Source organism: Candidatus Chloroploca sp. Khr17 (assembly GCF_004138165.1).
In the GTDB taxonomy this organism is placed as follows: Bacteria; Chloroflexota; Chloroflexia; order Chloroflexales; family Chloroflexaceae; genus Chloroploca.
In genome coordinates, this window is sequence record NZ_RYFF01000007.1 from 46,374 (window position 1) to 71,045 (window position 24,672).

Annotated in this window: 24 protein-coding genes; 20 read left to right on the plus strand and 4 right to left on the minus strand. The window is 57.7% G+C overall.

Annotated features, from left to right (window positions below):
- The first annotated feature begins 50 nt into the window (after positions 1-50).
- Genes EKD05_RS06245 through EKD05_RS06265 form a run of 5 tightly spaced genes read left to right on the plus strand, consistent with a single transcriptional unit; the run spans position 51 to position 7,589 of the window.
- Complete coding sequence (locus EKD05_RS06245; protein WP_129671583.1) at positions 51-1,334, plus strand: hypothetical protein; 1,284 nt, start codon at positions 51-53, stop codon at positions 1,332-1,334.
- Complete coding sequence (locus EKD05_RS06250) at positions 1,306-2,274, plus strand: DUF58 domain-containing protein (RefSeq protein WP_129671584.1); 969 nt, start codon at positions 1,306-1,308, stop codon at positions 2,272-2,274. Before EKD05_RS06245 ends, EKD05_RS06250 begins: the two co-directional genes overlap by 29 nt.
- A 19-nt stretch (positions 2,275-2,293) precedes the next feature.
- Positions 2,294-4,195, plus strand: a complete 1,902-nt coding sequence (locus EKD05_RS06255; protein ID WP_129671585.1) for a VWA domain-containing protein — start codon at positions 2,294-2,296, stop codon at positions 4,193-4,195.
- Entirely contained in the window at positions 4,195-6,756 is a 2,562-nt protein-coding gene (locus tag EKD05_RS06260; protein ID WP_129671586.1) for a glutamine amidotransferase, read from the plus strand. The genes EKD05_RS06255 and EKD05_RS06260 overlap by 1 nt, the downstream gene beginning before the upstream one ends.
- A 5-nt stretch (positions 6,757-6,761) precedes the next feature.
- Entirely contained in the window at positions 6,762-7,589 is an 828-nt protein-coding gene (locus tag EKD05_RS06265) for an alpha/beta fold hydrolase (RefSeq protein ID WP_129671587.1), read from the plus strand.
- Between the two features lie 366 nt (positions 7,590-7,955).
- Here the strand turns inward: EKD05_RS06265 and EKD05_RS06270 are convergent, their stop codons facing one another.
- Positions 7,956-8,825 (minus strand): dihydrofolate reductase family protein, encoded by an 870-nt coding sequence (locus tag EKD05_RS06270; RefSeq protein WP_129671588.1) that lies wholly within the window; start codon positions 8,823-8,825, stop codon positions 7,956-7,958.
- Entirely contained in the window at positions 8,822-9,496 is a 675-nt protein-coding gene (locus EKD05_RS06275) for a phosphatidylserine decarboxylase (protein ID WP_129671589.1), read from the minus strand. Before EKD05_RS06275 ends, EKD05_RS06270 begins: the two co-directional genes overlap by 4 nt.
- A gap of 218 nt (positions 9,497-9,714) precedes the next feature.
- Between EKD05_RS06275 and EKD05_RS06280 the strand changes: the two genes are divergently transcribed.
- From EKD05_RS06280 to EKD05_RS06290, 3 genes are all read left to right on the plus strand, one after another.
- Complete coding sequence (locus tag EKD05_RS06280; RefSeq protein ID WP_129671590.1) at positions 9,715-10,473, plus strand: hypothetical protein; 759 nt, start codon at positions 9,715-9,717, stop codon at positions 10,471-10,473.
- Positions 10,474-10,497: 24 nt separating this feature from the next.
- Positions 10,498-11,277, plus strand: a complete 780-nt coding sequence (hisF, locus tag EKD05_RS06285; RefSeq protein ID WP_129671591.1) for an imidazole glycerol phosphate synthase subunit HisF — start codon at positions 10,498-10,500, stop codon at positions 11,275-11,277.
- Positions 11,278-11,391: 114 nt separating this feature from the next.
- On the plus strand, positions 11,392-11,793 hold the full coding sequence (locus EKD05_RS06290) for a MaoC family dehydratase (protein ID WP_129671592.1): 402 nt from the start codon (positions 11,392-11,394) through the stop codon (positions 11,791-11,793).
- A 60-nt stretch (positions 11,794-11,853) separates the two neighbouring features.
- Here the strand turns inward: EKD05_RS06290 and EKD05_RS06295 are convergent, their stop codons facing one another.
- Both EKD05_RS06295 and EKD05_RS06300 read right to left on the minus strand, forming a co-directional pair.
- Positions 11,854-12,357 carry a hypothetical protein gene (locus EKD05_RS06295; RefSeq protein ID WP_129671593.1) on the minus strand — a complete coding sequence of 168 codons (504 nt, stop codon included), beginning with the start codon at positions 12,355-12,357 and terminating at the stop codon, positions 11,854-11,856.
- A 19-nt stretch (positions 12,358-12,376) separates the two neighbouring features.
- Positions 12,377-12,772 carry a carboxypeptidase regulatory-like domain-containing protein gene (locus EKD05_RS06300; protein WP_129671594.1) on the minus strand — a complete coding sequence of 132 codons (396 nt, stop codon included), beginning with the start codon at positions 12,770-12,772 and terminating at the stop codon, positions 12,377-12,379.
- A gap of 704 nt (positions 12,773-13,476) precedes the next feature.
- On the opposite strand from EKD05_RS06300, the gene EKD05_RS06305 reads away from it, so the two are divergent.
- From EKD05_RS06305 to EKD05_RS06360, 12 genes are all read left to right on the plus strand, one after another.
- A complete protein-coding gene (locus EKD05_RS06305) occupies positions 13,477-13,698 on the plus strand; it encodes a type II toxin-antitoxin system HicB family antitoxin (RefSeq protein ID WP_129671595.1) in 222 nt (73 codons plus the stop codon).
- A gap of 418 nt (positions 13,699-14,116) precedes the next feature.
- Entirely contained in the window at positions 14,117-15,772 is a 1,656-nt protein-coding gene (locus EKD05_RS06310; RefSeq protein WP_129671596.1) for a hypothetical protein, read from the plus strand.
- 72 nt (positions 15,773-15,844) lie between these two features.
- Entirely contained in the window at positions 15,845-16,792 is a 948-nt protein-coding gene (locus EKD05_RS06315; protein WP_129671597.1) for a hypothetical protein, read from the plus strand.
- A gap of 156 nt (positions 16,793-16,948) precedes the next feature.
- Positions 16,949-17,791, plus strand: a complete 843-nt coding sequence (locus EKD05_RS06320; protein ID WP_129671598.1) for a hypothetical protein — start codon at positions 16,949-16,951, stop codon at positions 17,789-17,791.
- Positions 17,792-17,822: 31 nt separating this feature from the next.
- A complete protein-coding gene (locus EKD05_RS06325) occupies positions 17,823-18,746 on the plus strand; it encodes a hypothetical protein (RefSeq protein WP_129671599.1) in 924 nt (307 codons plus the stop codon).
- Between the two features lie 148 nt (positions 18,747-18,894).
- Positions 18,895-19,095, plus strand: a complete 201-nt coding sequence (locus EKD05_RS06330) for a hypothetical protein (protein WP_129671600.1) — start codon at positions 18,895-18,897, stop codon at positions 19,093-19,095.
- A gap of 73 nt (positions 19,096-19,168) precedes the next feature.
- A complete protein-coding gene (pseB, locus tag EKD05_RS06335) occupies positions 19,169-20,155 on the plus strand; it encodes a UDP-N-acetylglucosamine 4,6-dehydratase (inverting) (protein ID WP_129671601.1) in 987 nt (328 codons plus the stop codon).
- Positions 20,148-21,362 carry a UDP-4-amino-4,6-dideoxy-N-acetyl-beta-L-altrosamine transaminase gene (gene pseC, locus EKD05_RS06340; protein WP_205703866.1) on the plus strand — a complete coding sequence of 405 codons (1,215 nt, stop codon included), beginning with the start codon at positions 20,148-20,150 and terminating at the stop codon, positions 21,360-21,362. Before pseB ends, pseC begins: the two co-directional genes overlap by 8 nt.
- Before the next feature lie 60 nt (positions 21,363-21,422).
- Complete coding sequence (locus EKD05_RS06345; protein ID WP_370374879.1) at positions 21,423-22,550, plus strand: N-acetyl sugar amidotransferase; 1,128 nt, start codon at positions 21,423-21,425, stop codon at positions 22,548-22,550.
- Positions 22,551-22,573: 23 nt separating this feature from the next.
- Positions 22,574-23,191: an imidazole glycerol phosphate synthase subunit HisH gene (gene hisH, locus EKD05_RS06350; protein ID WP_129671603.1), complete on the plus strand. Its 618-nt coding sequence runs from the start codon at positions 22,574-22,576 to the stop codon at positions 23,189-23,191.
- 10 nt (positions 23,192-23,201) lie between these two features.
- Positions 23,202-23,963 carry a glycosyl amidation-associated protein WbuZ gene (wbuZ, locus tag EKD05_RS06355; protein WP_129671604.1) on the plus strand — a complete coding sequence of 254 codons (762 nt, stop codon included), beginning with the start codon at positions 23,202-23,204 and terminating at the stop codon, positions 23,961-23,963.
- A 76-nt stretch (positions 23,964-24,039) separates the two neighbouring features.
- A complete protein-coding gene (locus EKD05_RS06360; RefSeq protein WP_165360613.1) occupies positions 24,040-24,666 on the plus strand; it encodes a pseudaminic acid biosynthesis-associated methylase in 627 nt (208 codons plus the stop codon).
- The last annotated feature ends 6 nt before the right edge of the window (positions 24,667-24,672 follow it).

Genomic DNA, 24,672 nt, shown 5'->3' on the forward strand with positions numbered 1-24,672 from the left:
CCGCATTTTTCGCTTTGACGTGAGTTACTCAGGACAGGTATACTGTTACGGTGAGTAACCTTTCCCTTCAGACACAACTTGAACGCCTCGCCAGTGATCGCTGGGCGCGCCGTGGGGTGCGGATTCTGCTGCGGGCAAGCGGGCTAGCCCTGTCGGTGGCTTGCCTCGCCCTTGGTCTGCAGTTGCTGCTCGGCTGGTCGCTGATGTGGACGTGGGTCTCGACGCTGACGTTGATCTGCGTGGCGGTCGGGGCCTTGCTGGTGTTGCGCCCACGGATGTCCAGCCACGAGGTGGCCCGTCGCCTCGACCGGCGCTTTCAGTTGCACGATCAGTTGGCGACGGCGCTCGAAGTCGATCCCGCAAGCGAAGGCGTGGCGGCATATCTCAATGAGCAGTCGCGCCGTACGATGAACCAGATCAGGCGCCGCGTGATGGCCCATCGAGCCTTCCCCTGGGCTGAACTGGGCCTCGTCGTGGCCCTGGCGTTGCTGCTCGGGGGCCTGTTGATCATGGCTGGCGTGGGCTCTACCCTTCCCCAATCTGGAGCAGAACCGCTGCCAGGGCTGGTCACCCCACCGGTGCGTAGCCCTGCCGATGAGGCGGCCCCGCCCGAGCCGCAGCCTCCCGAGGCGGACGAGCCACAGGAGAATCAGGCCAGCCAGAATGAGCTCGCGAATGCCGCTGCGCTCGAAGCGCTCGCCAATGCGTTGCGCGATCAGGGTCTTACCCGACCCGCTGCCGATTCAATCGATCAGGGCAATCCTGACCAGGCCGCCCAACAACTCCGCGATCTGGCCACCCAGGCCAGCGGGCTGACCAGTCAGACGCGCGCCGAGCTGGCCCAGGATTTACGCGCCGCCGCCGATCAGCTTGCGCCAACCAATCCCGAGGTGGCCGAGCAGCTTCGTGAAAGTGCCGATGCACTTGCGCCGGGGAGCAGTACCCCGGAAGCGGGCTTTGAGCAATTGGCCGATACGGTCGAGCAACTCGGCCAGGGGCAGGGCAATCAGGGCGAAACGAATGGGGAAGATGAGAATGCCGCTGCTGGTGCGGGTGGCGGTGCCGGGCAGACGGCCCAGCCCGGTGCCCAGCGTGAGCGCAGTAGTGACCGCCTCGGGGTGGACGGCGTGCCGCTCGAACTCGATGGTGCGGGGCAAGGCAATCAGCCAGCTCAGGGCAGCGGCAACGAAGCCGCAACGGAGGCCGGTACGGCTAATCCGCGTGGCGGGTTTGAACGTGGCGGTCAGAGTAGTCAACGGGTCGAAATTGGTGACGACCCGTTGCGTATCCCGGCGGATCTACGAGATGTGGTTCAAGACTATTTTTCGCCGTAAGCGGCGCACTGCCGATGCCCCGGCACGCTCAAGCCAAGGGCAAGGCCATACCAACCCCCACGGGCCGCTCTTTGATGAAGCCTTCCTGCGCCGCATGCAACGGATGAGCCTCCAGGCCCAGCGGACACTCCGGGGCAACCCGGCGAGCGGCGAACACCCCAGCCGCCATCGGCTGCCTGCGACCGTTTTTAGTGACCATCGTCCCTATAGCAGCGGCGATGACTTGCGGTATGTCGACTGGAACGCCTATGCGCGTCAGTCGCATGTGCTGGTCAAACTCGGCGATGCCGAACAAGATGTGCATATCCATCTGCTGCTTGATGCGTCACGCAGCATGATGCTCGGCCAGCCGTCCCGCCTGCGGTTGGCGCAACAGATTGTGGGTGCGCTCGGCTACCTTGCGCTCACGCATAGTGATCGCCTGCATATCGTGCCCTTTGGCCCAACGCCCCAGCGCCCGTTCGGGCCGGTGCAGGGCAAGGCAAATATGATGCGGATGTTCAAGTTTATCGAGCAGATTACGCCCCAGACCGAAACCCATCTGGCCCATGTGGTCAAGCAGTATGCCCGTAGTCGGCCATTTGGCGGCATGCTTGTCATCTGTTCCGATCTGTTATCACCTGATAATTTAGAAGAAGCATTGCGCTCGGTTGCGCCGCCGCGCTGGCAAACGGTTGTCTTGCACCTGCTTGATCAGCGCGATCTGCAACCCGATCTCGATGGGCCGCTCGAATTGCAGGATAGCGAAACCGGCGCACGGATCGAGTTGACGCTGAATGATGAGGTGCTGGGCCACTACAAACGGCGGGTGGCCGCCTGGCGCGAAGAGGTAGCCCGGATCTGTGCACAACGCGGCGCGACCTATGCCCCGGTGATGAGCCACTGGCCGCTTGAAAAGATGGTGTTGCCTTATCTGCGCACCCGTCGGTTGTTGCAGTAGACCGATAAAGAAGGCTCTTATGTCGTTGCTCGCGCCGCTTGGCCTGCTTGCCCTATTGACGCTTCCAGTTATTCTCTTGCTGCATATGCTGCGCGAACGACGCCGCCGGGTTGTCGTTCCCTCGCTGTTGCTTTGGCAGGGTTTGCCCCAGCCGCAAGAGGCGCAACGGCGCCGCCGATTGCCCTTGACGCTCTTGCTGCTGCTGCATCTGCTGGCTGCCCTGCTGATGGCGCTTGCCCTGGCCCAACCCCATTGGCGCTTTGCGCTCTTTGGCCAGGCCGGGCATCTGGCGATTGTGCTTGATACGTCAACCAGCATGGCCGCACCTGCGTCCAACTTCGGCGGCTCACGCCTCGATGCGGCGCGCGAAGAGGCCCGACGCTTGATCAATAGCCCAACCGCGCCCACCCGGATCACGTTGCTTGAGGCTGGCCCACAGGCGCGCCTGCTCGATACGGCTGATCCCGCGAGCATGGCCCGCCTGCTAATGGCACTCGATGCGCTGCAGGCCGGCGGGACAGGCACCGATCTGGCGGGGGCACTCACCCTCGCCGAAGCAGCGCTCCAGGGTTTCCCCGAGGCTCGGGTGGTCGTGCTGACCGATGCGGCCCTCCCGGAAACCCAGGCGGCCAGTCTTGCCGTCCGTGCGACGAGCGTGCCGGTTGAATGGGTAACGGTTGGTGGCCCGCGCGCGAATCGAGCGCTCGTTACGCTCGCCGCCCGCCCGCGCAGCAACAACGGGCCAGTGCAAGTCTATGCCCGCGTCGTCAACTATGGCAACGAGCCAGAGCAGACGATCTTACGCCTCTTTGGCGATGACCAGTTGCTTGATGCCCAGGTCATCACGATTAGGCCACGCGGCGAGACCGAATTGACCTGGACGGTGCCGCGTGGCCTGGCGATCTTGCGCGCCGAGCTTGATGGCAACGATGATCTGCCGATTGATGATGTGGCAACGCTCAGCCTGAACCAGACGCGACCAGTCGCCGTCACCATTGTCTCGGCGCAACCCGAGACCCTGCAACGTGCGTTGCGTGCGGTGCCGAGGCTTACCGTGAGCACGGTGACCCCGACAAGCTATGGGCGTACCTTGGCGACGGTCGAGCCTGATCTGACGATCTTTGATGGCTACCTTCCCACGACATGGCCCGCCGGCGGGGTGCTGGTGATCAACCCGCCTGCTGGCACACCTTTGCTAGAGGTGAGCACGCAGCCACGCCAACCCGTGCCAGGCCAACTCGCGCTGCGCATCACAGACGGTCAGCCGCCTCTCTTTGAAGGGGTGAGTCTCGATAGTGTCGAGTTCGGGCCAGTGGCGGTGATCCAGCCCCCCGCGTGGGCGGCAACGCTTTTGGTGCGCGGCGATCAGCCCCTGATGCTGCGCGGTCGTACCGGAACCAGCGAAATCGCGGTCTGGGCGTTTGATCTGGAACGCGGCAATCTGACGAGCCGCGTTGCGTTTCCCTTGCTGTTGACGCGCACAGTGCGCGATCTGACCCCGCCTGCTCTGCCCGGTGCGATATTGGCCGGCGAAGCGCTGGTGATTACACCCGATCCGCGGACAACCCGCATCGAACTCGGGCGACCAGATGGGAGCGCCGAGGTGTTTATGGTGGAGCCAGGGGCCACGCAGGCGCTTGATCTCGCGCTACCGGGGGTCTACACCTTGCAAGAATACGCCAATCAACAACTGATCTATACTGGTCAACTGGCCGTCAATGCAGGTGCGCCTGCCGAGTCAGATCTAACACCTCGTGGACTCCCGGCATCAGGTGCGCCAGACCTTGATCAGATGCTAGTCGAAGATGAGAGCGGTCAGCCCTTGTGGCCCTGGCTACTCGGGCTAGCTCTGGTTGTTTTGCTGTTTGAATGGATCTATGTTCACAACCGGCGGCGCACGCCGGGTGAAAGCACGGCATAATGTTTTTGCGTAACCCTCTGTTGCTCTGGTTGCTTTTGCTGCTCCCTCTTGTCGTGCTCTTCTGGTGGCGGCAACAGCGCCGGATGCATCCGGTGATCCTGGTGCTACGGCTGGCGCTCTTTGCCAGTCTGATCGTCGCGCTCGCTGATCCGGTCTTCGGCACGCCCCCGGCCCCACCAGGGCCACTGGTCGTGCTCGTTGACCAGTCCGACAGCCTGCCCCTCGACCTGCGCGCGACGCTCCGTGCCCAGGCCGAAAATCTGGCGCGTGAGGGAGGCGATCAGGCGCGGGTGCTCTATGTTGGGGCAGATGTGGTGAGCGGGCCGAGCAGTGCCCAGGATGCACCGGTGTTCCCTGATCCATCGGGGAGCGATCTGGCCGCCGGGTTAGAGGCCGCACGGGCCTTGCTGCCCGGTGGCGGCAGAGTGCTTCTCCTCTCGGATGGCCTGGCAACCGGCGCTGATCCGCTGCGCGAAGCACGGATAGCCGCCGAAGCTGGCGTGAGCATTGATGTCGTCCCGCTGGCCCCACTCCGCCAGCCTGACGCCACGATCATTGACCTCAGTGCGCCGGCGCGTCTCCGGGTCGGCGAAGAGTTCCCGATTACCATCAATACCCGCTACCATCCCGGTACCGCTGGTCCGACCGCTTCGGTGACCGGCCAGTTGCGGCTGTGGCAAGATGAGATCCTGCTTGGCGACGAGACCGTGACCCTCTTTGCCGGTGACGAGAGCTTCACCTTCCGTCACCAGGCAACCACCCCTGGGGTGATGCGTTTGCGGGCCGAGCTTGATCTGGGCGCAGGCGACAGTTTTGCCGCCAACAATAGCGGCAGCACCATCGCTGTGGTCAACGAGCCGCCCGCCGTGCTGGTCATTGCCAACAGTGCCGACGACGCCATCTTGCTCACCGACGCCCTCGAGCGGCAGGCGATTATTACCCAGCGGATCAGCCCAATTGAACTGCCCACCCGCCTGGCCGATCTGGCGGCCTTTGATGGCATGATTCTCATCGACGTACCGGCAGCGGCGCTCTCGCTCGAACAGATGGCAAATATCCGCGAGTTTGTGCGCAGCGAGGGCAAAGGCCTCGTCGCTGTCGGCGGGCGAACCTCCTTCACTCTCGGTGAATACAAAGGCACCCCGCTCGAAGAGGTTTTGCCGGTGCAGATGGACCCGCCCCCGCGCCCGCAGCGCGGCGAGATCGCCCTGCTCTTGATCGTTGATCGCTCGGCCAGTATGTCCTCGGCCTTTGGCGTCAGCAAGTTTGATATGGCGAAAGAAGCCGCGATTCTCGCGACCGAGAGCCTCGGGCCAGACGATCGCCTTGGCATTCTATCCTTTGATACCGGCACGTTCTGGGTCGTTGATTTTCAGAGCGTCGGCGAGGCGGCCAATCGTGCGCAGATCCAGCAAACAATCCTGAACCTGCCTATTGGCGGAGGAACCGATATCGAACTTTCGCTCGCTACTGGGCTGCCCGCGCTGGCGTTGCAGCCAACAGGCGTGCGCCATGCCGTGCTGCTCACCGATGGGCGTAGTTTCACCAACAATCCCGCCAATTATGAGCGCCTGATGGAGACCGCCCGCGCCAACGATATTACGCTGTCAACGATTGCTATCGGCGACGACGCCGATGCGATGTTGCTCAATCAACTGGCCCGGCTTGGCGGTGGGCGCTACTATTTTGCCAATCGGCCCGAAGATATCCCCCGGCTGACGTTGCTCGAGAGTGAGTTGGCCCGCGCCGATCCTGCGGTCGAAGGGCTGATGCGCGCCAACCTTGGCCAACCGCACCCCATGCTCCGCGATTTTGCGCCCGCCGAACTGCCCGACCTCAACGGCTACGTCGCCACAACCGCCCGCGAGGCCGCCGAAGTGGTGCTCGAGGCCCCCGAAGCCGATCCGCTGCTCGCCGTCTGGCAGTATGGCCTGGGACGTGCGGTCGCCTGGACGCCCACGATTGGCGCGCCGTGGGCAGGCGAGTGGCGTACCTGGGCGGGCTTTGAACGCTTCTGGGCACAGATGGTACGCTACACCCTGCCCGAACCCGACAGCGGGCCGATTCAGGTCGCGGTTGAACAACGCCCCGGCGGGAGCCGCCTGGTGGTTGATGCGGTCTTGCCAGGGGGCGAACCACTCGATCTGGCGACCGTCAATGCCCGCGCGATCCTGCCCGACGGCAGCCAGCGTAGCTTTGATCTCCGCCAGAGCGCACCAGGACGTTATAGCCAAGATCTGGCGCTCGGTCTCCCCGGTGCCTATGTGCTCTCGGTGGCACTGCAATACGACGGCACCCGCGAGGTGCGCGAGATCGGCTATGTGCAACCTGTGCCCGCCGAATACCGGCTGCTCGCCAACCCCGAGTCTGGGCAGGCGCTGCTCACGCAGATCGCTGACGTAACTGGTGGTACCATACGTGAAGAACTGACGCCCGCACGTGCCGAGGCGCCTGCCGAACGCACCACGAGCAGCGCGGGTCTCTGGATCTGGTTCCTGAGTCTTGCCCTGGCCCTCTGGGTCACTGAAATCGCCCTTCGCCGAGGTCGCTTGCGACGCTAAAAACTATGCATCCAACCCATCACCTTGCCTTTGGAGGCCAGGGGCCGATCCTGCACCTGGCTCCAGCCAACGGCTTTCCACCCGAAACGTACCGCCCCTTTGCCGAGGCCCTGACGCCCCATTTTCGCGTCATCGGCCATCGTCCGCGTCCACTCCGTGCCACTTACCCACCTGCAAGCATCACCTCGTGGCACGATCTAGCAGATGATCTGGCTGCCGATCTGAATTACTTTGGCAACGAATCAATTATTGGCGTCGGCCACTCACTCGGCGGCATTCTGAACCTCTACTGTGCCGCCCGTCAACCCGAGCGCTTTCGCGGGCTCGTCCTGATCGACCCGGTGTTGCTGCCGCACCTGCTCTTGCCGGTGCTCTGGGTGATGCGCAAACGCGGCTTGCAGCACTACTTCCCCCTGGCGCGGGGCGCAGCGCGGCGACGGGATCGTTTTGCCAGTCACGACGAAGCCCGGACGCGCTACACCGGGCGCGGTGCCTTTGCCAATTTCGTCCCAGAGGCGTTCGACGGCTACCTCGAAGGCGGCCTGCGCCCCGCCCCCGACGGCGGCTTTGAACTCGCCTGGCCCCGGGCATGGGAGTCACATATCTTTGGGCTGGCCCCAATTGACGCCTGGAACGCCCTGCGGCATATTCACGTCCCGCTGCTCATCATCCGCGGAACAGAATCAGATCTGATCATCGATCGCAGCTGGGTCGAACTACAACGCTACGCCCCACACGCGCATCTCGCCGAAGTCAGCGGCGGCCACATGGTACCGATGGAACAACCCGCAGCCGTTGCCGAAGCGATCGTGGCATGGGCACGGGGCGTGTAGGGAAGATTGACCCATGTTGACGCAAAGGCGCGAAGGCGCAAAGACAAGGTTTCAGCGTACTTTACAGTTTACGCTCATCGTAGTGCCGACTTCAACGCTTGGTGTGAGTTCTCGTACACGGTTTTGCATCAGGATGCGGTACACGCGTAGCCTCCGCATCGCAATCGGGCGAAAGAGGTATTTTTCGGTGGCGTCCCAGTGCGGCAAAAACGATCTCACACCAAGCGTTTCAGTCGGCTGAGTTGGAAGCCGACTAAAGTAAAGTTTTCCGACCTTCCTGGGTGCGCGGGCGGCCCGCCCGCTGGTGCTCCCGAAGCGGGCGGGCCGCCCGCGCACCCAGGGCGCAACAACATCAGAAATTTTAGGTTACACACTACTTCGCGCCTTTGCGTCCAAAACCATCGCCCGTTGAAATAAATAATCCTCAAAGCGCCGCAGGCTCACCAGATGCAGACGCGGGGGGTCGTCAGGGCTAAAGGCGGTGCCTTCGACGAGGCTGGTGCGCGGGGGCGCGGGCGGCACGCGGTTGCCGACGATGATCGGGCTGAGCGTGGTAAAGACTTCGTCAATCAGGCGATCGCGCAGCAGTTCGCCATAGACACGCGCCCCTCCCTCGCTGAGCAGCGTGGTGATGCCGTGGTCAACGCGGAGGCTCCGTAACAACGGGGCAAGGTCAACTCGTTCGCCAGGGGCCACGACGATCGTCAGGTTGGGATGGTCGGGCAAGGCGGCCCGCACCCGTTCCGCGCCGGCGGCGGTGGTCGCAATGAGCAACGGTTGACCAGGCACATGCAGCGCGGGCGCGGTAGCAGGGAGATCGCCGCGGCCACTGATGACCACCAGCAGCGGCAACGGTTGACGACCCTCGGCGGCCCGGAGCGCCGCCAGTTCCACCTCGGCAGCCGGAAACGTCTCCCACGGCGTCCAGCGATGGCGGCCCGCGGCCCGCAGCGTCCCTCCGCCCGTCAAGATCGCATCGGCGCGGGCGCGGATCAAGGCCATCAGCCAAACATCGTGGGGAGCGTGGCGGCTCACCTCGCCACCGCCAGAACGGTGCGGCTCATCAAAAGAGATGCGTCCATCCTGGGAGACCACAAAATTGGTGAAGGTATAGGGACGTTCGGCGGGCGGGGGCGGCATGCGCCAGTCGCTCCCGTACAGGGCCTGGAACAACAAGGGAAGACCAGGGCCACTGCCCCGGTCTTCATCAAAAAGCAGCGTATAAGGCACAATCACAGAGGCACAACCATGCCCAGGCGACTCGTGCCAGCCGTGAGGCGAGCGCCGCTCTGCACCTGAAGGCGGGCCGAATCGCGTTGCAGATAGAGGTCAGCGCGGGTGCCAAAACGAGCGGTGCCGAGCCGCGTACCGGCGTCAACACGATCGCCAGGACGTACTCGACAGGCGAGGCGTCGGCCAATTGGCCCGGCGATCATCGCCAGCAAGATCGGCCCCCATTCGGTGTGCAGGCCGAGGTAGATGCGATCATTGCGATCACCGGCCTCGGCATCGCCGACTGGGCGAAACTCACCTGCGACATGCTCGACCATGCGCACCATCCCCGCAACCGGACTCCGCACAAACGGCACATTCAGCGCACTAATGCCAATGCTGATACGCAGACAATCGGAATGGATAAACCGATGCTCGTAGACATCATCAACATTGAGCACCACGCCATCGGCGACCGCAAAGAGCGTCGCGGGCTCGTAGGGCGTGGTGCGTTCAGGGTCGCGGTAGAGGGCCGCAGTCAGGGCGGTGAGCGCGAGCGGGACGGCAGCGAAACGAGGGCGCAAGCCAAGGGTCAACCCGGTCAACCCAAGCCCAAGCCCGAGCAGAGGCGTCGCCTCAGGATCAAGTCCGGGGATCAATTGCGGGCGTTCATTTGGAAGTGTCTGCTCTGGCATAAGGCATATCGTCGGGGCAAATGGTTTTTAGAAATTAAATGAGGGAGTGCCGACTTCAGTCGGCTTCGGGCTCTGCCGACTGAAGTCGGCACGCCGGTACGCCTGATTTAATTCTTCATCTTCATCTGCCCATTAGGAAGCTTGTTCAACACGCTATTGCTTGATTCTAGCACGGCCCTCGCATGAACGCAACTAGAGAAACTGTTATAATAGGAAGCATGTCAAACCCATTTCGAGCCTTTGGCAGTGCGGTGCGGGACCTCTTTGACGAGATTGTCGTCCTGACCGTCTGCAACGTCATCTGGGCACTGCTCTGTCTCCCGACCTGGATCTTTGCCAACTTCTTGCTTGGCGAAGGTGAGCCCCTGCTGGCCGGGGTGACGCTGCTGGCCGGTATTTTGCCGACTGGCCCTGCAACAGCAGGGTTATCCTATGTAGCCTACCGAGTCGTTGATGGGCGCGCCGTCAAGCTCAACGACTATTTTGAGGGCATGCGACGCTACGCCCGCTCGGGTTGGATAATGGCCGCCATCTGGCTCACCGGGTTTGTCACGATCATCTTCAACCTTAATTTTTATGGTGGTGGTGACAGCATCTTCAGCGTCCTCATGGTGGTCTTCTGGTTCTACATACTGCTCTTCTGGCTTGCCACCCTGATCTACGCGCCGGCGCTGGGGCATCTGCAAGAGCAACCAACCCTGCGGACGCTTGCGCGCAATACTTTTTTGATGGTCATGGGCCGTCCGATCTACACCCTGGTGACCCTCGTGCTGATGGGGGTCTTCTTTGGCTTGAGTCTGATCCTGCTCATCGTACCAATCATGATCACCTTCAGCTTCTTTGCCGTCTGGGGCGCACGAGCAACCAAGCAGCTTGTTGATGAAGCCCGTCGGCGCCGGGAAGAGGCATCCGGTGGCCCGGCAGCGGTGAGTGAGGGTGAAGAACGAGGACGCAAAGGCCAGGTACGACCCAAATAAGCCTTACCGCAGGAGAATGGCACCATGCTTACCCGACGGATCATTCCGTGTCTCGATGTCAAAGCCGGTCGCGTCGTCAAAGGGGTCTCGTTTGTGAACCACCGTGACGCCGGTGACCCGGTCGAACTCGCGGCGGCCTACGATGCCGCCGGCGCTGATGAACTGGTCTTTTACGATATCACCGCCTCAAGCGACGAGCGGGCGATTATGTACGAGGTCGTCGAGCGCACCGCTGCCCAGGTCTTTATCCCACTCACCGTCGGTGGCGGGTTGCGCACTGTCGAGGATATGTACCGCATGTTGCGCGCCGGGGCCGATAAAGTCTCGATCAATACTGCAGCCGTGCTCAACCCCCAACTGATCGAAGACGGCGCCCGTCGCTTTGGCAGTCAGTGCATTATGCTCTCGGTGGACGCCCGGCGGATCAATGCGCCCGACGAACCACCGCGCTGGGCGGTCTTTACCCACACCGGGGCCAACCCGCGCCCGACCGGGCTCGACGCGATTGAATGGATCAAACGCGGCGTCGAACTCGGCGCTGGCGAGATCTGCATCAACAGCATGGACGCCGATGGGCAAAAACAGGGCTACGACCTCGAACTGCTGCAAGCCGTCAGCGACGCCGTTCCAGTGCCCGTCATCGCCTCGGGCGGGGCCGGCTCACCCGACGACATGTACCGTGGCCTCGCCGAAGGGCGGGCCGACGCCGTCCTGGCCGCCTCGATCTTCCACTTTGGCGAATACACCATCGCCCAGGTCAAAGCCTTCCTCAGCGAGCAGGGCGTGCCCATGCGCCGCATGTAAACGTACACACGCTACGTAACTGCGCCGAGTACGATACACCTAGCGGGGCGCGGACGGGCTGACGGCCCCGGCCTCAGCTTCAGCCCATGATTGGCAATCCTGGAGGTCCATATAATGGAGCACCGACTGCATATCGGGCAACATGCCAGTATGCGTAAAACCATCACCGAAGCCGATGTAGTACTATTTGCGAGCGTAAGTGGCGATCAGAATCCAGTACATATAGACGCTCTTGCCGCTGAGGACTCACGTTTTGGGCGGCGCATTGCCCACGGCATGCTCGCCGCAGGGCTGATCTCAGCCGTGCTTGGCATGCGGCTCCCGGGGCCAGGCACCATCTACCTCAAACAGAGTCTCAACTTCCGCAAACCAATCTACATCAACGATACCATCACCACCACCGTCGAAGTCACCGAACTGCGCGAAGACAAACCCATCGCCACCCTCGCAACCCGCGTCGTCAATCAGGCAGGTGAAACCGTCGTTGACGGCGAATCGCTCGTCTTCTACGAGTAGGTATCACGCGAAGAGCTAGGCGCACAGGCCAGCAAAGCTGGCCTGTGCGCCTAGCGTACCCTATTCCTCACGCACCACCAGCGTGCTCAGATCAACCTCATTTTCGGGGGCGACGGTATGGTAATAGCACTTGCCATCAGCCGCCTCGCACCAGATATTCCAGCCATCATAGAGCTTGCGCACCGTATTATTCCGATCAGTGACATAGATCTGCAGATTATCGCCGGGCCGATTCCCCAACCCGATCCGCGGCCCATTCGGATTCCAGACGACCCCGGCCACCGGTTGACTCCAATCAGCCGGATCGAGCCCAAGGTTAGTGAAACGCTCATCCCCCCAACTACGCGGCCAGCGATTATTCAGCTGATAAAACGCATTGATCCGACCGAGAAAATCGGCGGTAAGATCAAGCACCGATGGCGCACCCTCGGCTTGCTCGAACGCCCGCGAAACACCGCCCCCCAGCAGCGTCAGGCCACCGATGGCAACCAGGGCCACCAGCGCGAGCAACAGACTATATTCAACCAGCGACTGGCCTGTTTTTCCTGGATCGAGAAGCATCACACACCACCTCTGCTGAACATCACGGGATCATCAACGTCCCAAGCGCCAGGGCCTGATCAGAAACAATCACCACCTCAAAGCGCACCGGCGCGCCAGCAGCTGGCTCAAGCACCACCTGCTGACGCCCCGGCGGAAGCTCGGCAAAAAAGAAACAGCCATCAGCATAGGTCGCCTTGCGCTGCGTACCAACGGTCACCATCGCCATCACCGGTGCACCCTCGGGCGACGCAAGACACCCATCGAGGCCACCGGGGGCAGCGGGAAAGAGCAACCACCACACCAACAGCAACTCCAACAGAACGATAAGAGCCACGGCCCCCCAGATCCAGAAGCGCCGCCGATGAAACCAATCACGATTGAAGCGTTCCAAACCAGGGCGAGGCCGGGGCAAACGAGGATTCGCATCAGACAGCATCGAAGCACCTCCACACAGCTTTTTGACGCAAAGGGTTTTTGACGCAAAGGCGCAAGGGCGCAAAGGGTTTTTGACGCAAAGGCGCAAGGGCGCAAAGGGTTTTTGACGCAAAGGCGCAAGGGCGCAAAGGGTTTTTTGACCCAAAGGCGCAAGGGCGCAAAGGGTTTTTAGCAGAAGGTCGCTCATCCTTCGCGCCTTGGCGGCTTGGCGTGAGCTTATTGGAAAGGTATTGGATCTAGCATAGCAGAGGCGCATTACGAAGAAGGCAACGGGGAGCGCGACAGGGCGATTGCATCTTCCGTGTATGCACCCCGCCAAGGCACCCGCAAGGGCACCCGCAAGGGGTGCCCCTACACCGGGCCCGCCCCCCGGCCCTGTACGGGCACCCCTTGCGGGTGCCCCACCCCGGTACGGGCACCCCTTGCGGGTGCCCCGTTGTATCCGATTTCGTATGATGCAATCGCCCTGAGCGTAGCCCTCAGGCCCGTATTCGCACGCCTACCCATCTGCTACAATAGAGGCCAGCGCGAAAGGGCGCGTTCGCCCCAAGGCCGCCTCGCCTCATCGATCATCATCGCAAGCATGGCGGCGCAGGGCAGGACGGTGGTGGGCTTGGGCGATGGGCGGTTCCGAGTACCACGACAAAGTTGCCTCAGCAGGTAAACTGCTCTTTGCAGAGCATAGCAAACGAAACGAGCGAGGATATGATTAGAAAACTCACCGCGATCATTGAACGTGAAGGAAATGGCTACGTTGCCCTCTGCCCCGAATTCGATATTGCAAGCCAGGGCGATACCATCGAAGAGGCCCGAGCAAACTTAAAAGAAGCTCTCGAACTCTTCTTCGAGGTCGCCTCACCTGATGAGGTACTTGATCGACTCCATCCTGACGTTTTTGTAACAAGCGTCGAGGTAACAGTTGGGTAAACTTCGTTTACTTTCAATCATTCGTCAGTCTGGGGTGCCAAGAACTGAATTTGAGGCCAATTGATCTTGGCTACATCATCGCAGGCATGGCAGCGCAGGGCGGGACGGTGGTGGGGGGCAAGCCGAACGAGCCGCATTCACCCGTGACAGACGAACAATGCGAAGCCCCACAAAAACAATGATGGCCTCACAGCGCTTGTGGCTTGCCTGCGGCATCGGAATCATTGCTGGCCTGCTCATCAATGTCATTCACCCTGACTTTGACTAGGGTCTGACCGATGATCGACTTTGTTTCACCCTCGTACGTGATCGCAATCAAGGTAAAACTAGGGTTTCATGGGATGTTATGCTAGATAATATGAGCTTGGAGGCTCAAATTCACCTCTTTCGCCAGCGCGTCCAAGTTTCATGGGATGTTATGCTAGATAATATGAGCTTGGCCCAGGTGATCAAACGGCCCACGTTCTGGTACCACGTCATCCTGATCATGATCCTGGTGCTTGCAGCGGTGCTACGACTGTACCAGAATGATCGCCCGTTTGCCAGCAGCGATCATGCCGAACTAGCGGCAATTGTCACCTTTTTCTACCCGCGTAGTCTTGCAAGCCTCATCGAAGCTCCAGCACCAAGCTGGCAAGCGCTTACCAGTGTTCATGGGATGGTGCCGGTGCTCATTGGGATGGTTGCGATGACCCTGGTAGGCAGCATTGGCATCACTATTACCGAGTGGTGGTGGAATCTTCCGTTTGTGCTCATCAGTCTGATGACGCTGTATGCCGGAGCCCAGTTTGCCAAAGCCTTAGGTGGGCAACGAGCTGGCATCTATGCGGCCTTATTCATAAGCGTGTTACCGATCCATGCCGTGACGTCGCGCAGTTCGGGACTTGCCCATGTGACCTTGATGGCCCTAAGTCAGCTGCTTGCGCTGTGGGCTGTGCTCATCTACAGCGAAAACCCAACAAGAGTATCTATGCGTCGTGCCAGTCTTGCGGTTAGTTTTGCGTTGCTCATCGATCTCTTCTTTCCCATTTTACTGGCGCTTATTTGTGCAGCCGCAGGCTTGGGTGTTCGTCATACGACATCTTTCTGGGAGCGTCTGGCGCGTACGCGTTACCTCTTGACACGACCGGGTTTTCTACTGCTGCCTTTCATGATCATTCTTGGCAATGGTGTTTTGATGGTGGCCTCACGCCTGGGTTGGGCGTTCCAGGGTGGGGTCTTCTCACGGCTGTTTGACGGGTCAGATCGTCAGATCGGGATCTACGGGGGCGCATTCTGGACGAATGCGGTCTTTGTGGTTGGTGTTGTCGGCTTGGTTGTGCTGGTTGGTCTCGCCCTCGCGGCGCTGCCCTGGTTGTTACGGCTTGATCGCCGCACCTTGCCCCTCATCTGGGCGTTGGGCTATCTTGTTCCGTTTGTCTTATTCACGCGCGCAAATATAACCGCCTACCTGGTGATGGGCATGGTGGCCTTGAGCCTCAATGCAGCGCTGATCGTCGCAGACCTTGGTGCGCGGCGTTCCTCCTGGCAAGCTTGGGGAGCACTGGGTCTCGTTGCTGTGCTGACCATTTTTTTGGGCTTACGCACATTGACCATCATCTTTCCACTGAACTTTGGATCAGTGATTGGTGCTGGTCAGGCGCAGGGCGGGGTCTTTCCCGATACAGGCCTCAAGGCGGCAGGGTGGTGGCTGCGGATGCATACATCCTCAGACGATCTTGTCTTTGGCGATGCACGTTTCGAACCATATGAACTCTGGTATTATGTGCGCCGTCCATCTTTGGCCCTTACTGATGCCCAGCGTCCCGAAGAACCCTACGCGCGCTTAAAAACAGCCGCGCAACAACCACGCATCTTTCTTGTGCCACCTGACCGTGTCCCGCTCCTCTTTGCATATGTCGAACATGCGCCAAGCTTATTGTTGGTTATTACCGATCAAGAAAAACCGATCCTGCATATTTATGGGTATCAGCCTATGCCTGTGGCATATCTTGACGTAGCACAAGGTAATCGTTGGTTTGATCAAGCTTTTGGACATGCAGCTGCGATGTTTTCGCTGGCGACAACGCCGTAGCCAGGATGTGTCTGATACTCCGTCTATCTTATTGTGATAGGTTCAAAATCCACCCATGACAGACAAACAATAATGCAAAGCCTGCCTAAAACAATGCTTGCCTCACCGCGCTTCTGGCTTGCCTGCGGCATCGGAGTCATTGCGGGTCTGCTCGTTGGCATCATCCGCCCCGACTTTTACCGCGTATTGACCGACATCGGCTGGGCCTTTCAGGCCGCCCGCGATCTGGTTGCTCATCGTGATCCCTACCGCCACTCCATTGCAGAGGGTCTTGTTCCATATCCTTTAACCGCAGCTATCATTGTCATGCCATGGGCCTTGCTTCCTGACAACCTCGGCATCATGCTCTTCTTTGGGGGTAGCAGTGCCCTCCTTGCCTATGGTCTGCTTCGTGATGGGCAGTACTGGCGCTTGATCGTCTTTGTTTCACCTTCGTACTTTATCGCCCTCAAAACCGTCCAGTGGAGTCCGCTCTTGATGGCGGTCTTCTTCTTCCCGATGCTGGCGCCCCTGCTGCTTGCCAAGCCAACCCTGGCACTGCCGATAGCCCTAACCATGCGCTGGAACCGCTACGCGATCATCGGCACAGCGGCCATCGTGGGACTATCGCTGCTTGCGATGCCTGACTGGCCGGTGCGCTGGCTTGCCCAGACAGGTCAGTATCAGGGCTTTATTCCTCTCTTCACATGGGCCGGCCCCCTGTTGCTCACCAGTCTCTTCTTCTGGCGTAACCGGCAAGCGCGCATCTTTTTTCTGTTGACGATCACCCCACAACACTACTTTTTCTACGACCAACTCTTGTTATGGATGATCCCACAAACACGTCGGCAGATGCTCATTCTGACCATCACGGCGTGGATCGGCATCATGCTTACCTGGCACAACCATCCTTCGCTGTGGTATAGCGAGCCATACCTCTTGCTTTTCGTTTACCTCCCAGCCTTGCTCATCGTGCTGTGGCAACAAGCACGGGTGCAGCAGGGCATTGCCTTTGTGCTAACGCGCATGCGGCTTTTCTAAGCAAGGCTCCACACCAGTACTGGTAATACCCACCTGCTACAATAGAGGCCATGTGACGAACCGAGAGCGCGATGGCACACCATAGCGCCAACGGGTGGCTATCCGCCCCATCTGCCACAATTTCCAGGTAAGAAGAGACATCATTAGGTCAAACGTATGCGAGGAGCCTTCCTCTTTGCCCTCACCATTGGACTCATCGTAGGCAGCATCCGATTGACCCAGGGATTGCAAACAAACGATCTCTGGCTCGCGTATGGGTCTGCCCAACTCTGGTGGGCAGGTCAACCACCCTATGATTATCCAACCAACGGATGGCCTTCCAACCCGATGACAACCATTCTTGTCTTACTACCCTTTGCTTGCTGGTTGCCACTAGATATTGTTGGCGCAGGCATGATCGCATTGTCAACCGGTGTCCTCGTCTATGGAATTGCGCATAGTGGCAACCTGGCAAAACTCTGGGTTCTCGCAAGCTGGCCCTTTTGGTACAACGTCATCTATGCACAATGGGGCATCCTCTTTCTCGCGATCCTGATGGTGCCAAAGCTCACGTGGCTGACACCGATCAAACCACAACTGGGGATGGGGATCTTTCTCGCCAACGTGCGGTGGCGACAGTTCGTGTACACCAGCCTCTTTCTTGTGCTCAGCTGGCTCGCCGATCCTGGATGGCCCAATCGCTGGCTCGCACAAGTTGATTCATATGATGGATTTCTTCCCCTACTTTATGCTCCACTCGCAATTGGAGGCCTCCTAACCATTCTTCTACCCTACCGAGGATTGAATCGTAAACATCTCTGGTTTTTGATCTTTTGCCTTACACCCCAACGGCCCTGGCACGATCAAGTCCTGCTTTGGCATGGCCCGAGTCAATGGTGGATGTTAGCATTAATGTCCGCGATGTCGTGGACAGCGATCCTATACCCAACAATTGATCATACGCCTGTGTTGGTAGGTTTATTTGTCGCAGCGGGCGTAGGGTTGATCATCCACCCGTGACAGACAAACAATGCGAAGCCCCACAAAAACAATGATGCGCTCACCGCGCTTCTGGCTTGCCTGCGGCATCGGGATCATTGCGGGTCTGCTCGTCAATGTCGTTCACCCCAATTTCGATCAGGCCTTGACCGATATTGGATGGGCCTTTCAAGCCGCCCGTGATCTGGTTGCCAACCGTGATCCCTACCGCCACCCCGTTTCACCGCACCTTGTTCCCTATCCCCTCACCGCAGCCATCGTCGTGATGCCATGGGCCTTGCTCCCCGACAACCTCGGCATCATGCTCTTCTTTGGCGGTGGCAGTGCCCTGCTTGCCTATGGTCTGCTTCGTGATGGGCAGTACTGGCGCTTGATCGTCTTTGTCTCGCCTGCGTACGTCATGGCCCTCAAAAGCATCCAGTGGAGTCCGCTGTTGATGGCGGTCTTCTTCTTCCCGATGCTAGCGCCCCTGCTGCTTGCCAAACCAACGCTGGCGCTGCCGATAGCCCTAACTATGCGCTGGAACCGCTACGCGATCATCGGCACAGCGGCCATCGTGGGACTATCGCTGCTTGTGATGCCTGACTGGCCGGTGCGCTGGATCACCCAGACAGGTCAGTATCAGGGCTTCGTTCCTGTCTTCACATGGGCTGGCCCACTCTTGCTCACCAGCCTCTTCTTCTGGCGTAACCGGCAGGCGCGCCTCTTTTTTCTGCTGACCATCACCCCACAACACTACTTTTTCTACGACCAACTCTTATTATGGATGATCCCGCAAACACGACGCCAGATGATCGTCCTGACCCTGACGGCGTGGAGTGGCTTCCTCTATGTCTGGCAAACCCATCCCACGCTCTGGACGAGCAGGCCCTACCTACTTGGGTTCATCTACCTGCCAGCTTTGCTCATCGTGCTGTGGCAACAAGCACGGGTGCAGCAGGGCATTGCGGTTGTGCTGATGCGCATGCGGCGTTGAGCGCAAGGCAACACCGATCGGTAATACCCATCTGCTACAATAAAAGCGATGAAGCGAGCGAAGTTGCATCGCGTCTGGCACAGACGCAAGCCTCTTGGTAATAGCCATCTGCTATAATCTAACAAAGAGATTAGGCAGTCGATCGGCTATGAGACTCACTCAGAATGCTAATCTTCAGACCGAGCGTATCGTCGGTAAATATTCATTTTATGACTATGGCAGAGGGTTTCTTCACGCCATTGGCTGTGCCCTCTCGGTAGTACCTGTTGTGCAAGAGTTTATCTTCTATCAGTACATCCTAGTTTGTAGACCAGTCGCAAATGAGTTGCGCTCAAGCGCCGAGGTGTAACATGTATCGCGTACAAGTTTTTGCTAGGATCACAGCTAAGCGCCGGATCGCATAGCGAGACAAGGAGTTCCAAATGAAACTTGGTGATCTCAATGGGAAAACGATCCTTGTCACCGGCGGGACAGGCTCCTTCGGCAAAAAGTTTACCGAGGTTGTGCTCCGTGACTACCGTCCAAAGAAGTTGATCATCTTTAGTCGGGATGAACTGAAGCAGCATGAGATGCGTCAGGTCTTTTCCGACAGTGGCACATCGCCAATGCGCTACTTCATTGGTGATGTGCGCGACCGTGACCGGCTCTACCGTGCATTTAACGGTGTTGAGATTGTTGTCCACGCTGCGGCGCTCAAGCAGGTGCCTGCCTGCGAATATAACCCGTTTGAAGCCATTCAGACCAATATCCTGGGCGCTAAAAATATTATTGACGCTGCCATTGATCAAGGCGTCAAAAAAGTGCTAGCGTTGAGCACCGATAAAGCCGTCAATCCAGTCAATCTGTATGGTGCGACCAAACTGTGTGCCGAAAAGATGTTTGTGCAGGCCAACTCTTACACTGGTGATAGCGAGACGCGCTTGGCTTGTGTGCGCTATGGCAATGTCCTCGGTAGTCGTGGCAGTGTCATCCCTGTCTTCCAGGAGCAACGCAAGCGTGGGGTCATCACCATTACCGATGAGCGTATGACGCGCTTTTGGCTGACCCTAAGCCAGGGCGTTGAGTTTGTCATCAACTCCATCGATCGTATGCATGGTGGTGAAATTTTTGTGCCTAAGATCCCGAGTATGCGGCTGATGGATTTAGCCAATGTGATCGCTGAGGGTTGTGAGATTCAGTTGATTGGCATCCGTCCGGGCGAAAAGCTACACGAGATGTTGCTCTCACAGGACGAAGCTCGCCATGCAGTTGAACTCGACGATAGTTATGTGATTGAGCCCTCACAGCCGTTTTGGGGGTACCATAGCTGGCGTGAAGGGGTGCGCCCGCCTGATGGTTTTTCCTACGCTAGTGATACCAACACCAACTGGCTGAACCATGCCGACCTGCAGAGGCTCATCAATGAGTAGGCCGCACGCTCTTGACCAAGCGCTCGCACTCTATGGTGGAAGGCCAGTGCGCCAGACTATGTTGCCCTACGGATGCCAAACGATCACTGATGACGATGTGCAAGCTGTTGTCGAGACATTGCATTCGGCTTGGTTGACCACCGGGCCGAAGGTTAGCGAGTTCGAGCAGGCATTTGCCGCATTCGTCGGTGCCCGTGAGGCGGTGGCCGTCGCTAACGGCACTGCTGCGCTTCATGCTGCCGTCTATGCGCTTGGCATTGGCCCAGGCGACGAGGTAATTGTCCCGCCGATGACCTTCGCCGCAAGCGCGAACTGCATCGTCTTCCAGGGTGGTACGCCCGTCTTCGCCGATGTGGATGCGGAGACTCTGCTGCTTGATCCCGCCAGGGTTGAGGCACTGATTACACCCCGCACGCGAGCGATCATCGCCGTTGACTACGCCGGCCAACCCTGCGACTATGAGGCTTTGCGAGTTGTCGCCGCACGCCACGGACTGCGCATCATCGCCGATGCTTGCCATGCCGTCGGCGGAAGCGACCGCGGCCGGGCCGTCGGCACCCTGGCCGATCTGAGCACGTTTAGCCTGCACCCGGTCAAGCACTTTACCACTGGTGAGGGAGGCCTGATCACCACCGACGACCCCGAGCTAGCCAGGCGCATGCGGCTCTTCCGCAACCACGGCATTACCAGCGACCATCGTCAACGCGAGCAACAAGGCTCGTGGGCCTACGAAATGGTTGATCTAGGCTACAATTATCGCCTGAGTGACATCCAGTGTGCCTTGGGATTGAGTCAACTCACTAAACTGCGTGGTTGGGTCGAGCGACGGCAGGCTATTGCCGCCCGCTACGATACCGCCTTTGCCGCGATGACTTCGGTGCGACCACTGGCCGTCCGCCCCGAAACCACTCACGCCTATCACCTCTATGTGATACGTTTTGACTTGAACGCTCTGGGGATTGACCGATCAACCATTTTCCAAGCGTTACGTGCCGAAGGCATTGGCGTCAACGTCCACTACATCCCTGTCCACCTACACCCGTTTTATCGGCAGCGCTTTGGCACTGAGCCGGGCCTCTGCCCAGTGGCGGAAGCAGCCTACGAAGAGTTAATGACCCTACCGCTGTTTCCAGCAATGAGTGAGCAGGATGTGGATGATGTGGTCATATCTGTCGAAAAGATCGTCACTGCTTTTTATGCAGCATGACTTGAACTGAGGAGTAATCCTATGGGTTCGTACCATATTCGCTATTGTCGGCGATGCGTTATGCCTGAAACAAAACCCGATCTTTTGATTGATGAAGAGGGCGTCTGCAATGCCTGTCGAAGTTATGAGCAGCGGACGGTGATTGATTGGGAAAGCCGCAAGCAAGCATTACTGAATATTCTTGAACGGTATCGAGCAAAGCATAGCAATAATTACGATTGTATTGTGCCAGTTAGTGGAGGGAAAGACAGCCACTTTCAGGTTATTCGTATGCTTGAATTAGGAATGAACCCTCTATGTATTACTGCATCAACCGATCACTTGACTGAGATAGGGCGTCAAAATATTGAGAATCTCAAACATCAGGGTGTAGATTATATTGAAGTTACACCAAACCCAGTGATACGGCGTCGCATCAATCGCTTGGCGTTGGAGCAAGTGGGTGATATATCATGGCCAGAACATGTAGCGATCTTTACCATCCCAGTGCGTTTAGCTGTGCAGCTTCATATTCCATTGATCATCTGGGGCGAAAACTCGCAACATGAATATGGCGGGCCAGCATCGGCAGCAGAGAATAATGTTCTCACACGGCGCTGGCTTGAGGAATTTGGGGGTCTACTTGGCTTGCGTGTCTCTGATTTGATCGGGCAAGTCGGTATTCAGAACCACCACCTCATCCAATTTACGTACCCCTCCGATGAGGAACTGCAAAGGGTTGGGGTTACTGGGCTCTTTCTGGGATATTATTTGCCTTGGGATGGCTACAGTAACGCGCTCATTGCCCAAGCCCATGGCTTTCAAACATACCACAAACCCGTTGAGGGTTCATTGGTTAATTACGAGAATCTTGATAATGCGCATACTGGCATCCATGATTACTTTAAATTCCTTAAGTATGGGTTTGGTCGTACGACCGATCTTGCCTGTCTCCATATTCGGCGTGGTAGAATTTCGCGTCAGGATGCCATAAAACTCGTACAAAAACTAGATGGTAGATTTCCGTGGGAGTATTTGGGCGTACGCCTTGAAACCATTCTTGATAGTATTGACATGTCGCTAGATGAATTCATACGCATCTGTGATCGATTTACCAATAAGAAACTGTTTGTGTGTGATAATCGAGGAAAGCTCATGAAAGACAAACTGGGCAACCTTACGCGAGTCAACGATGACAATCTCGCGTGAACTTGGTTTCAGCAAGGCAAGTTATGAATATTGTTGCAATCATTGACTATGATATGGGTAATTTAGATTCGGTTAGCCGAGCAGTGGAAGAGTGCGGCGGATCACCTTTGATCATAACCCATCCTCATCAGTTGTCCCAGGCTAATCGCATTATCCTCCCTGGTGTTGGTTCGTTCAAAGATGCAATAAGTAATCTTCATCTTCGAGGGTTTGTCGAAGCATTAGCTATCCAAGTATTTGAGCACAAGATTCCATTTTTAGGTATCTGCCTTGGCATGCAGTTGCTCGCAACAACTGGATGGGAGGGTGGAGAAACACCCGGTTTAGGATGGATCGATGGCGAAGTTCAGCGTCTTATCCCAACAACCGAGGATCGGCGCATTCCTCATATTGGCTGGAATGAAGTTCATATCGAAAGAGAATCGCATCTGTTTAAAGAGATTCGATCAGGTTGTGATTTTTACTTTGTTCACAGTTACCACTTTTGTCCGTACAACTCGGATGATATTGTTGGGCGAACACCATACGCAAGTGGATTTGCCTCAGTCGTGCAGCGTAACCATATCTATGGGGTACAGTTTCATCCAGAGAAGAGTCAACGCATCGGGTTTCAAGTGCTCCGTAACTTCTTGACACTGTAGGAAGTATGCTATGCCGACAAAAATACGGATCATGCCAACGCTGCTATACAAAGAAGTAGGACTAGTCAAAGGCGTAGGTTTTGATGCCTGGCGTCGCGTCGGGAGCGCAATGCAAGCCATCCGAGTTTACAATATGCGTGAGGTAGATGAACTTATCTTGCTTGATATTACAGCAACACGAGATAAGCGTCCCCCAGATTTTGAATTAGTAGATGAACTTGCCGATGAATGTTTTATGCCACTTACTATCGGTGGTGGTGTGCGTACTATCGAGGATGTACGACATCTCTTACAGGTGGGTGCCGACAAAATTGCACTCAATACTGCTGCAATTGAAGAACCTAATCTGATTACTCAGATCGCAAATCATTTCGGTTCACAGTGTGTCGTTGTGTCAATTGATGTCCGATGCCACGCTCAGCAAAAGTATGAAGTCTTTACACATGCTGGCACCATTGCTACGGGGAGAGATCCTGCAAGTTGGGCACAAGAAGTTCAGGATCGTGGTGCTGGCGAGATTTTGCTTACCTCGATCGAGCGCGACGGTACGATGAGTGGCTATAACAATGATCTTACGGCCAAAGTTTCTACTACCGTCTCCATTCCTGTGATTGCATCAGGCGGTGCAGGTAACTATCAACACATGGCATCTGTCTTGCGTGAGGGGGGAGCATCGGCAGTAGCAGCAGCAAGTATTTTTCATTTTACCCAACAAACCCCACTTGAAGCGAAACGATATCTCCACGAACATGGTTTTATGGTGCGCCTGTAGATGATAGGTAAAGCTTGTAATGCTTTCATTGTCTATCAAAGTTCCAAGATGATCGTTTTGCTAGATGAGGAGACCTATGAGCAACGACTCACGTAGCGCTGCAGAAGCCAAACGTTTGGAGCAATTGTGGTCAGGTGAGTTCGGAAATGCCTATATTGAGCGCAATCGCACTGCCGGCGAACACCGTGCGGCATTCTGGGCAGCAACGCTAGCTGCGTTCCCAGTCCAGCGCATTCTTGAGGTTGGGTGCAATCTCGGCGGCAACCTGCAACATATCGCTTCACAGCTACCACCTGAGCAAGTGTATGGCATTGATATTAATCAGCAAGCTCTTCTTGAACTACATCGCCTCGTCCCAGGGGTCAATGCCCTCTATAGTCCCGCCCGTGAACTGCCTTTCCGCGATCGTTGGTTCGATCTGGTCTTCACCATGGGAGTGCTGATCCATCAGCCTGAAACTACGTTGCCTCTGGTCATGGCTGAGATCGTCCGTTGCTCGCGACGTTATGTCCTTTGCGGTGAGTACTATGCAGAACAAACGACGGAGATCTCCTACCGTGGTGAGCATGCAGCCCTCTTTAAACGTGACTATGGGCGTATCTACCAAGAGTTGTTCCCCGACTTACAGTTGCGCCAGACAGGTCTGCTTGGTCGTGATGAAGGTTGGGATGATGTAACCTATTGGCTCTTCGAGAAACCGTGACGTAGC

Excerpts from the sequence above, each read along its gene's own strand:
- EKD05_RS06250 (WP_129671584.1), top strand. The coding sequence starts at position 1,306 with ATGTGGTTCAAGACTATTTTTCGCCGTAAGCGGCGCACTGCCGATGCC.
- EKD05_RS06255 (WP_129671585.1), top strand. The coding sequence starts at position 2,294 with ATGTCGTTGCTCGCGCCGCTTGGCCTGCTTGCCCTATTGACGCTTCCA.
- EKD05_RS06260 (WP_129671586.1), top strand. The coding sequence starts at position 4,195 with ATGTTTTTGCGTAACCCTCTGTTGCTCTGGTTGCTTTTGCTGCTCCCT.
- EKD05_RS06265 (WP_129671587.1), top strand. The coding sequence starts at position 6,762 with ATGCATCCAACCCATCACCTTGCCTTTGGAGGCCAGGGGCCGATCCTG.
- EKD05_RS06275 (WP_129671589.1), bottom strand. The coding sequence starts at position 9,496 with ATGCCAGAGCAGACACTTCCAAATGAACGCCCGCAATTGATCCCCGGA.
- EKD05_RS06280 (WP_129671590.1), top strand. The coding sequence starts at position 9,715 with ATGTCAAACCCATTTCGAGCCTTTGGCAGTGCGGTGCGGGACCTCTTT.
- hisF (WP_129671591.1), top strand. The coding sequence starts at position 10,498 with ATGCTTACCCGACGGATCATTCCGTGTCTCGATGTCAAAGCCGGTCGC.
- EKD05_RS06290 (WP_129671592.1), top strand. The coding sequence starts at position 11,392 with ATGGAGCACCGACTGCATATCGGGCAACATGCCAGTATGCGTAAAACC.
- EKD05_RS06300 (WP_129671594.1), bottom strand. The coding sequence starts at position 12,772 with ATGCTGTCTGATGCGAATCCTCGTTTGCCCCGGCCTCGCCCTGGTTTG.
- EKD05_RS06305 (WP_129671595.1), top strand. The coding sequence starts at position 13,477 with ATGATTAGAAAACTCACCGCGATCATTGAACGTGAAGGAAATGGCTAC.
- EKD05_RS06310 (WP_129671596.1), top strand. The coding sequence starts at position 14,117 with ATGCTAGATAATATGAGCTTGGCCCAGGTGATCAAACGGCCCACGTTC.
- EKD05_RS06315 (WP_129671597.1), top strand. The coding sequence starts at position 15,845 with ATGCAAAGCCTGCCTAAAACAATGCTTGCCTCACCGCGCTTCTGGCTT.
- EKD05_RS06320 (WP_129671598.1), top strand. The coding sequence starts at position 16,949 with ATGCGAGGAGCCTTCCTCTTTGCCCTCACCATTGGACTCATCGTAGGC.
- EKD05_RS06325 (WP_129671599.1), top strand. The coding sequence starts at position 17,823 with ATGATGCGCTCACCGCGCTTCTGGCTTGCCTGCGGCATCGGGATCATT.
- EKD05_RS06330 (WP_129671600.1), top strand. The coding sequence starts at position 18,895 with ATGAGACTCACTCAGAATGCTAATCTTCAGACCGAGCGTATCGTCGGT.
- pseB (WP_129671601.1), top strand. The coding sequence starts at position 19,169 with ATGAAACTTGGTGATCTCAATGGGAAAACGATCCTTGTCACCGGCGGG.
- pseC (WP_205703866.1), top strand. The coding sequence starts at position 20,148 with ATGAGTAGGCCGCACGCTCTTGACCAAGCGCTCGCACTCTATGGTGGA.
- EKD05_RS06345 (WP_370374879.1), top strand. The coding sequence starts at position 21,423 with ATGCCTGAAACAAAACCCGATCTTTTGATTGATGAAGAGGGCGTCTGC.
- hisH (WP_129671603.1), top strand. The coding sequence starts at position 22,574 with ATGAATATTGTTGCAATCATTGACTATGATATGGGTAATTTAGATTCG.
- wbuZ (WP_129671604.1), top strand. The coding sequence starts at position 23,202 with ATGCCGACAAAAATACGGATCATGCCAACGCTGCTATACAAAGAAGTA.
- EKD05_RS06360 (WP_165360613.1), top strand. The coding sequence starts at position 24,040 with ATGAGCAACGACTCACGTAGCGCTGCAGAAGCCAAACGTTTGGAGCAA.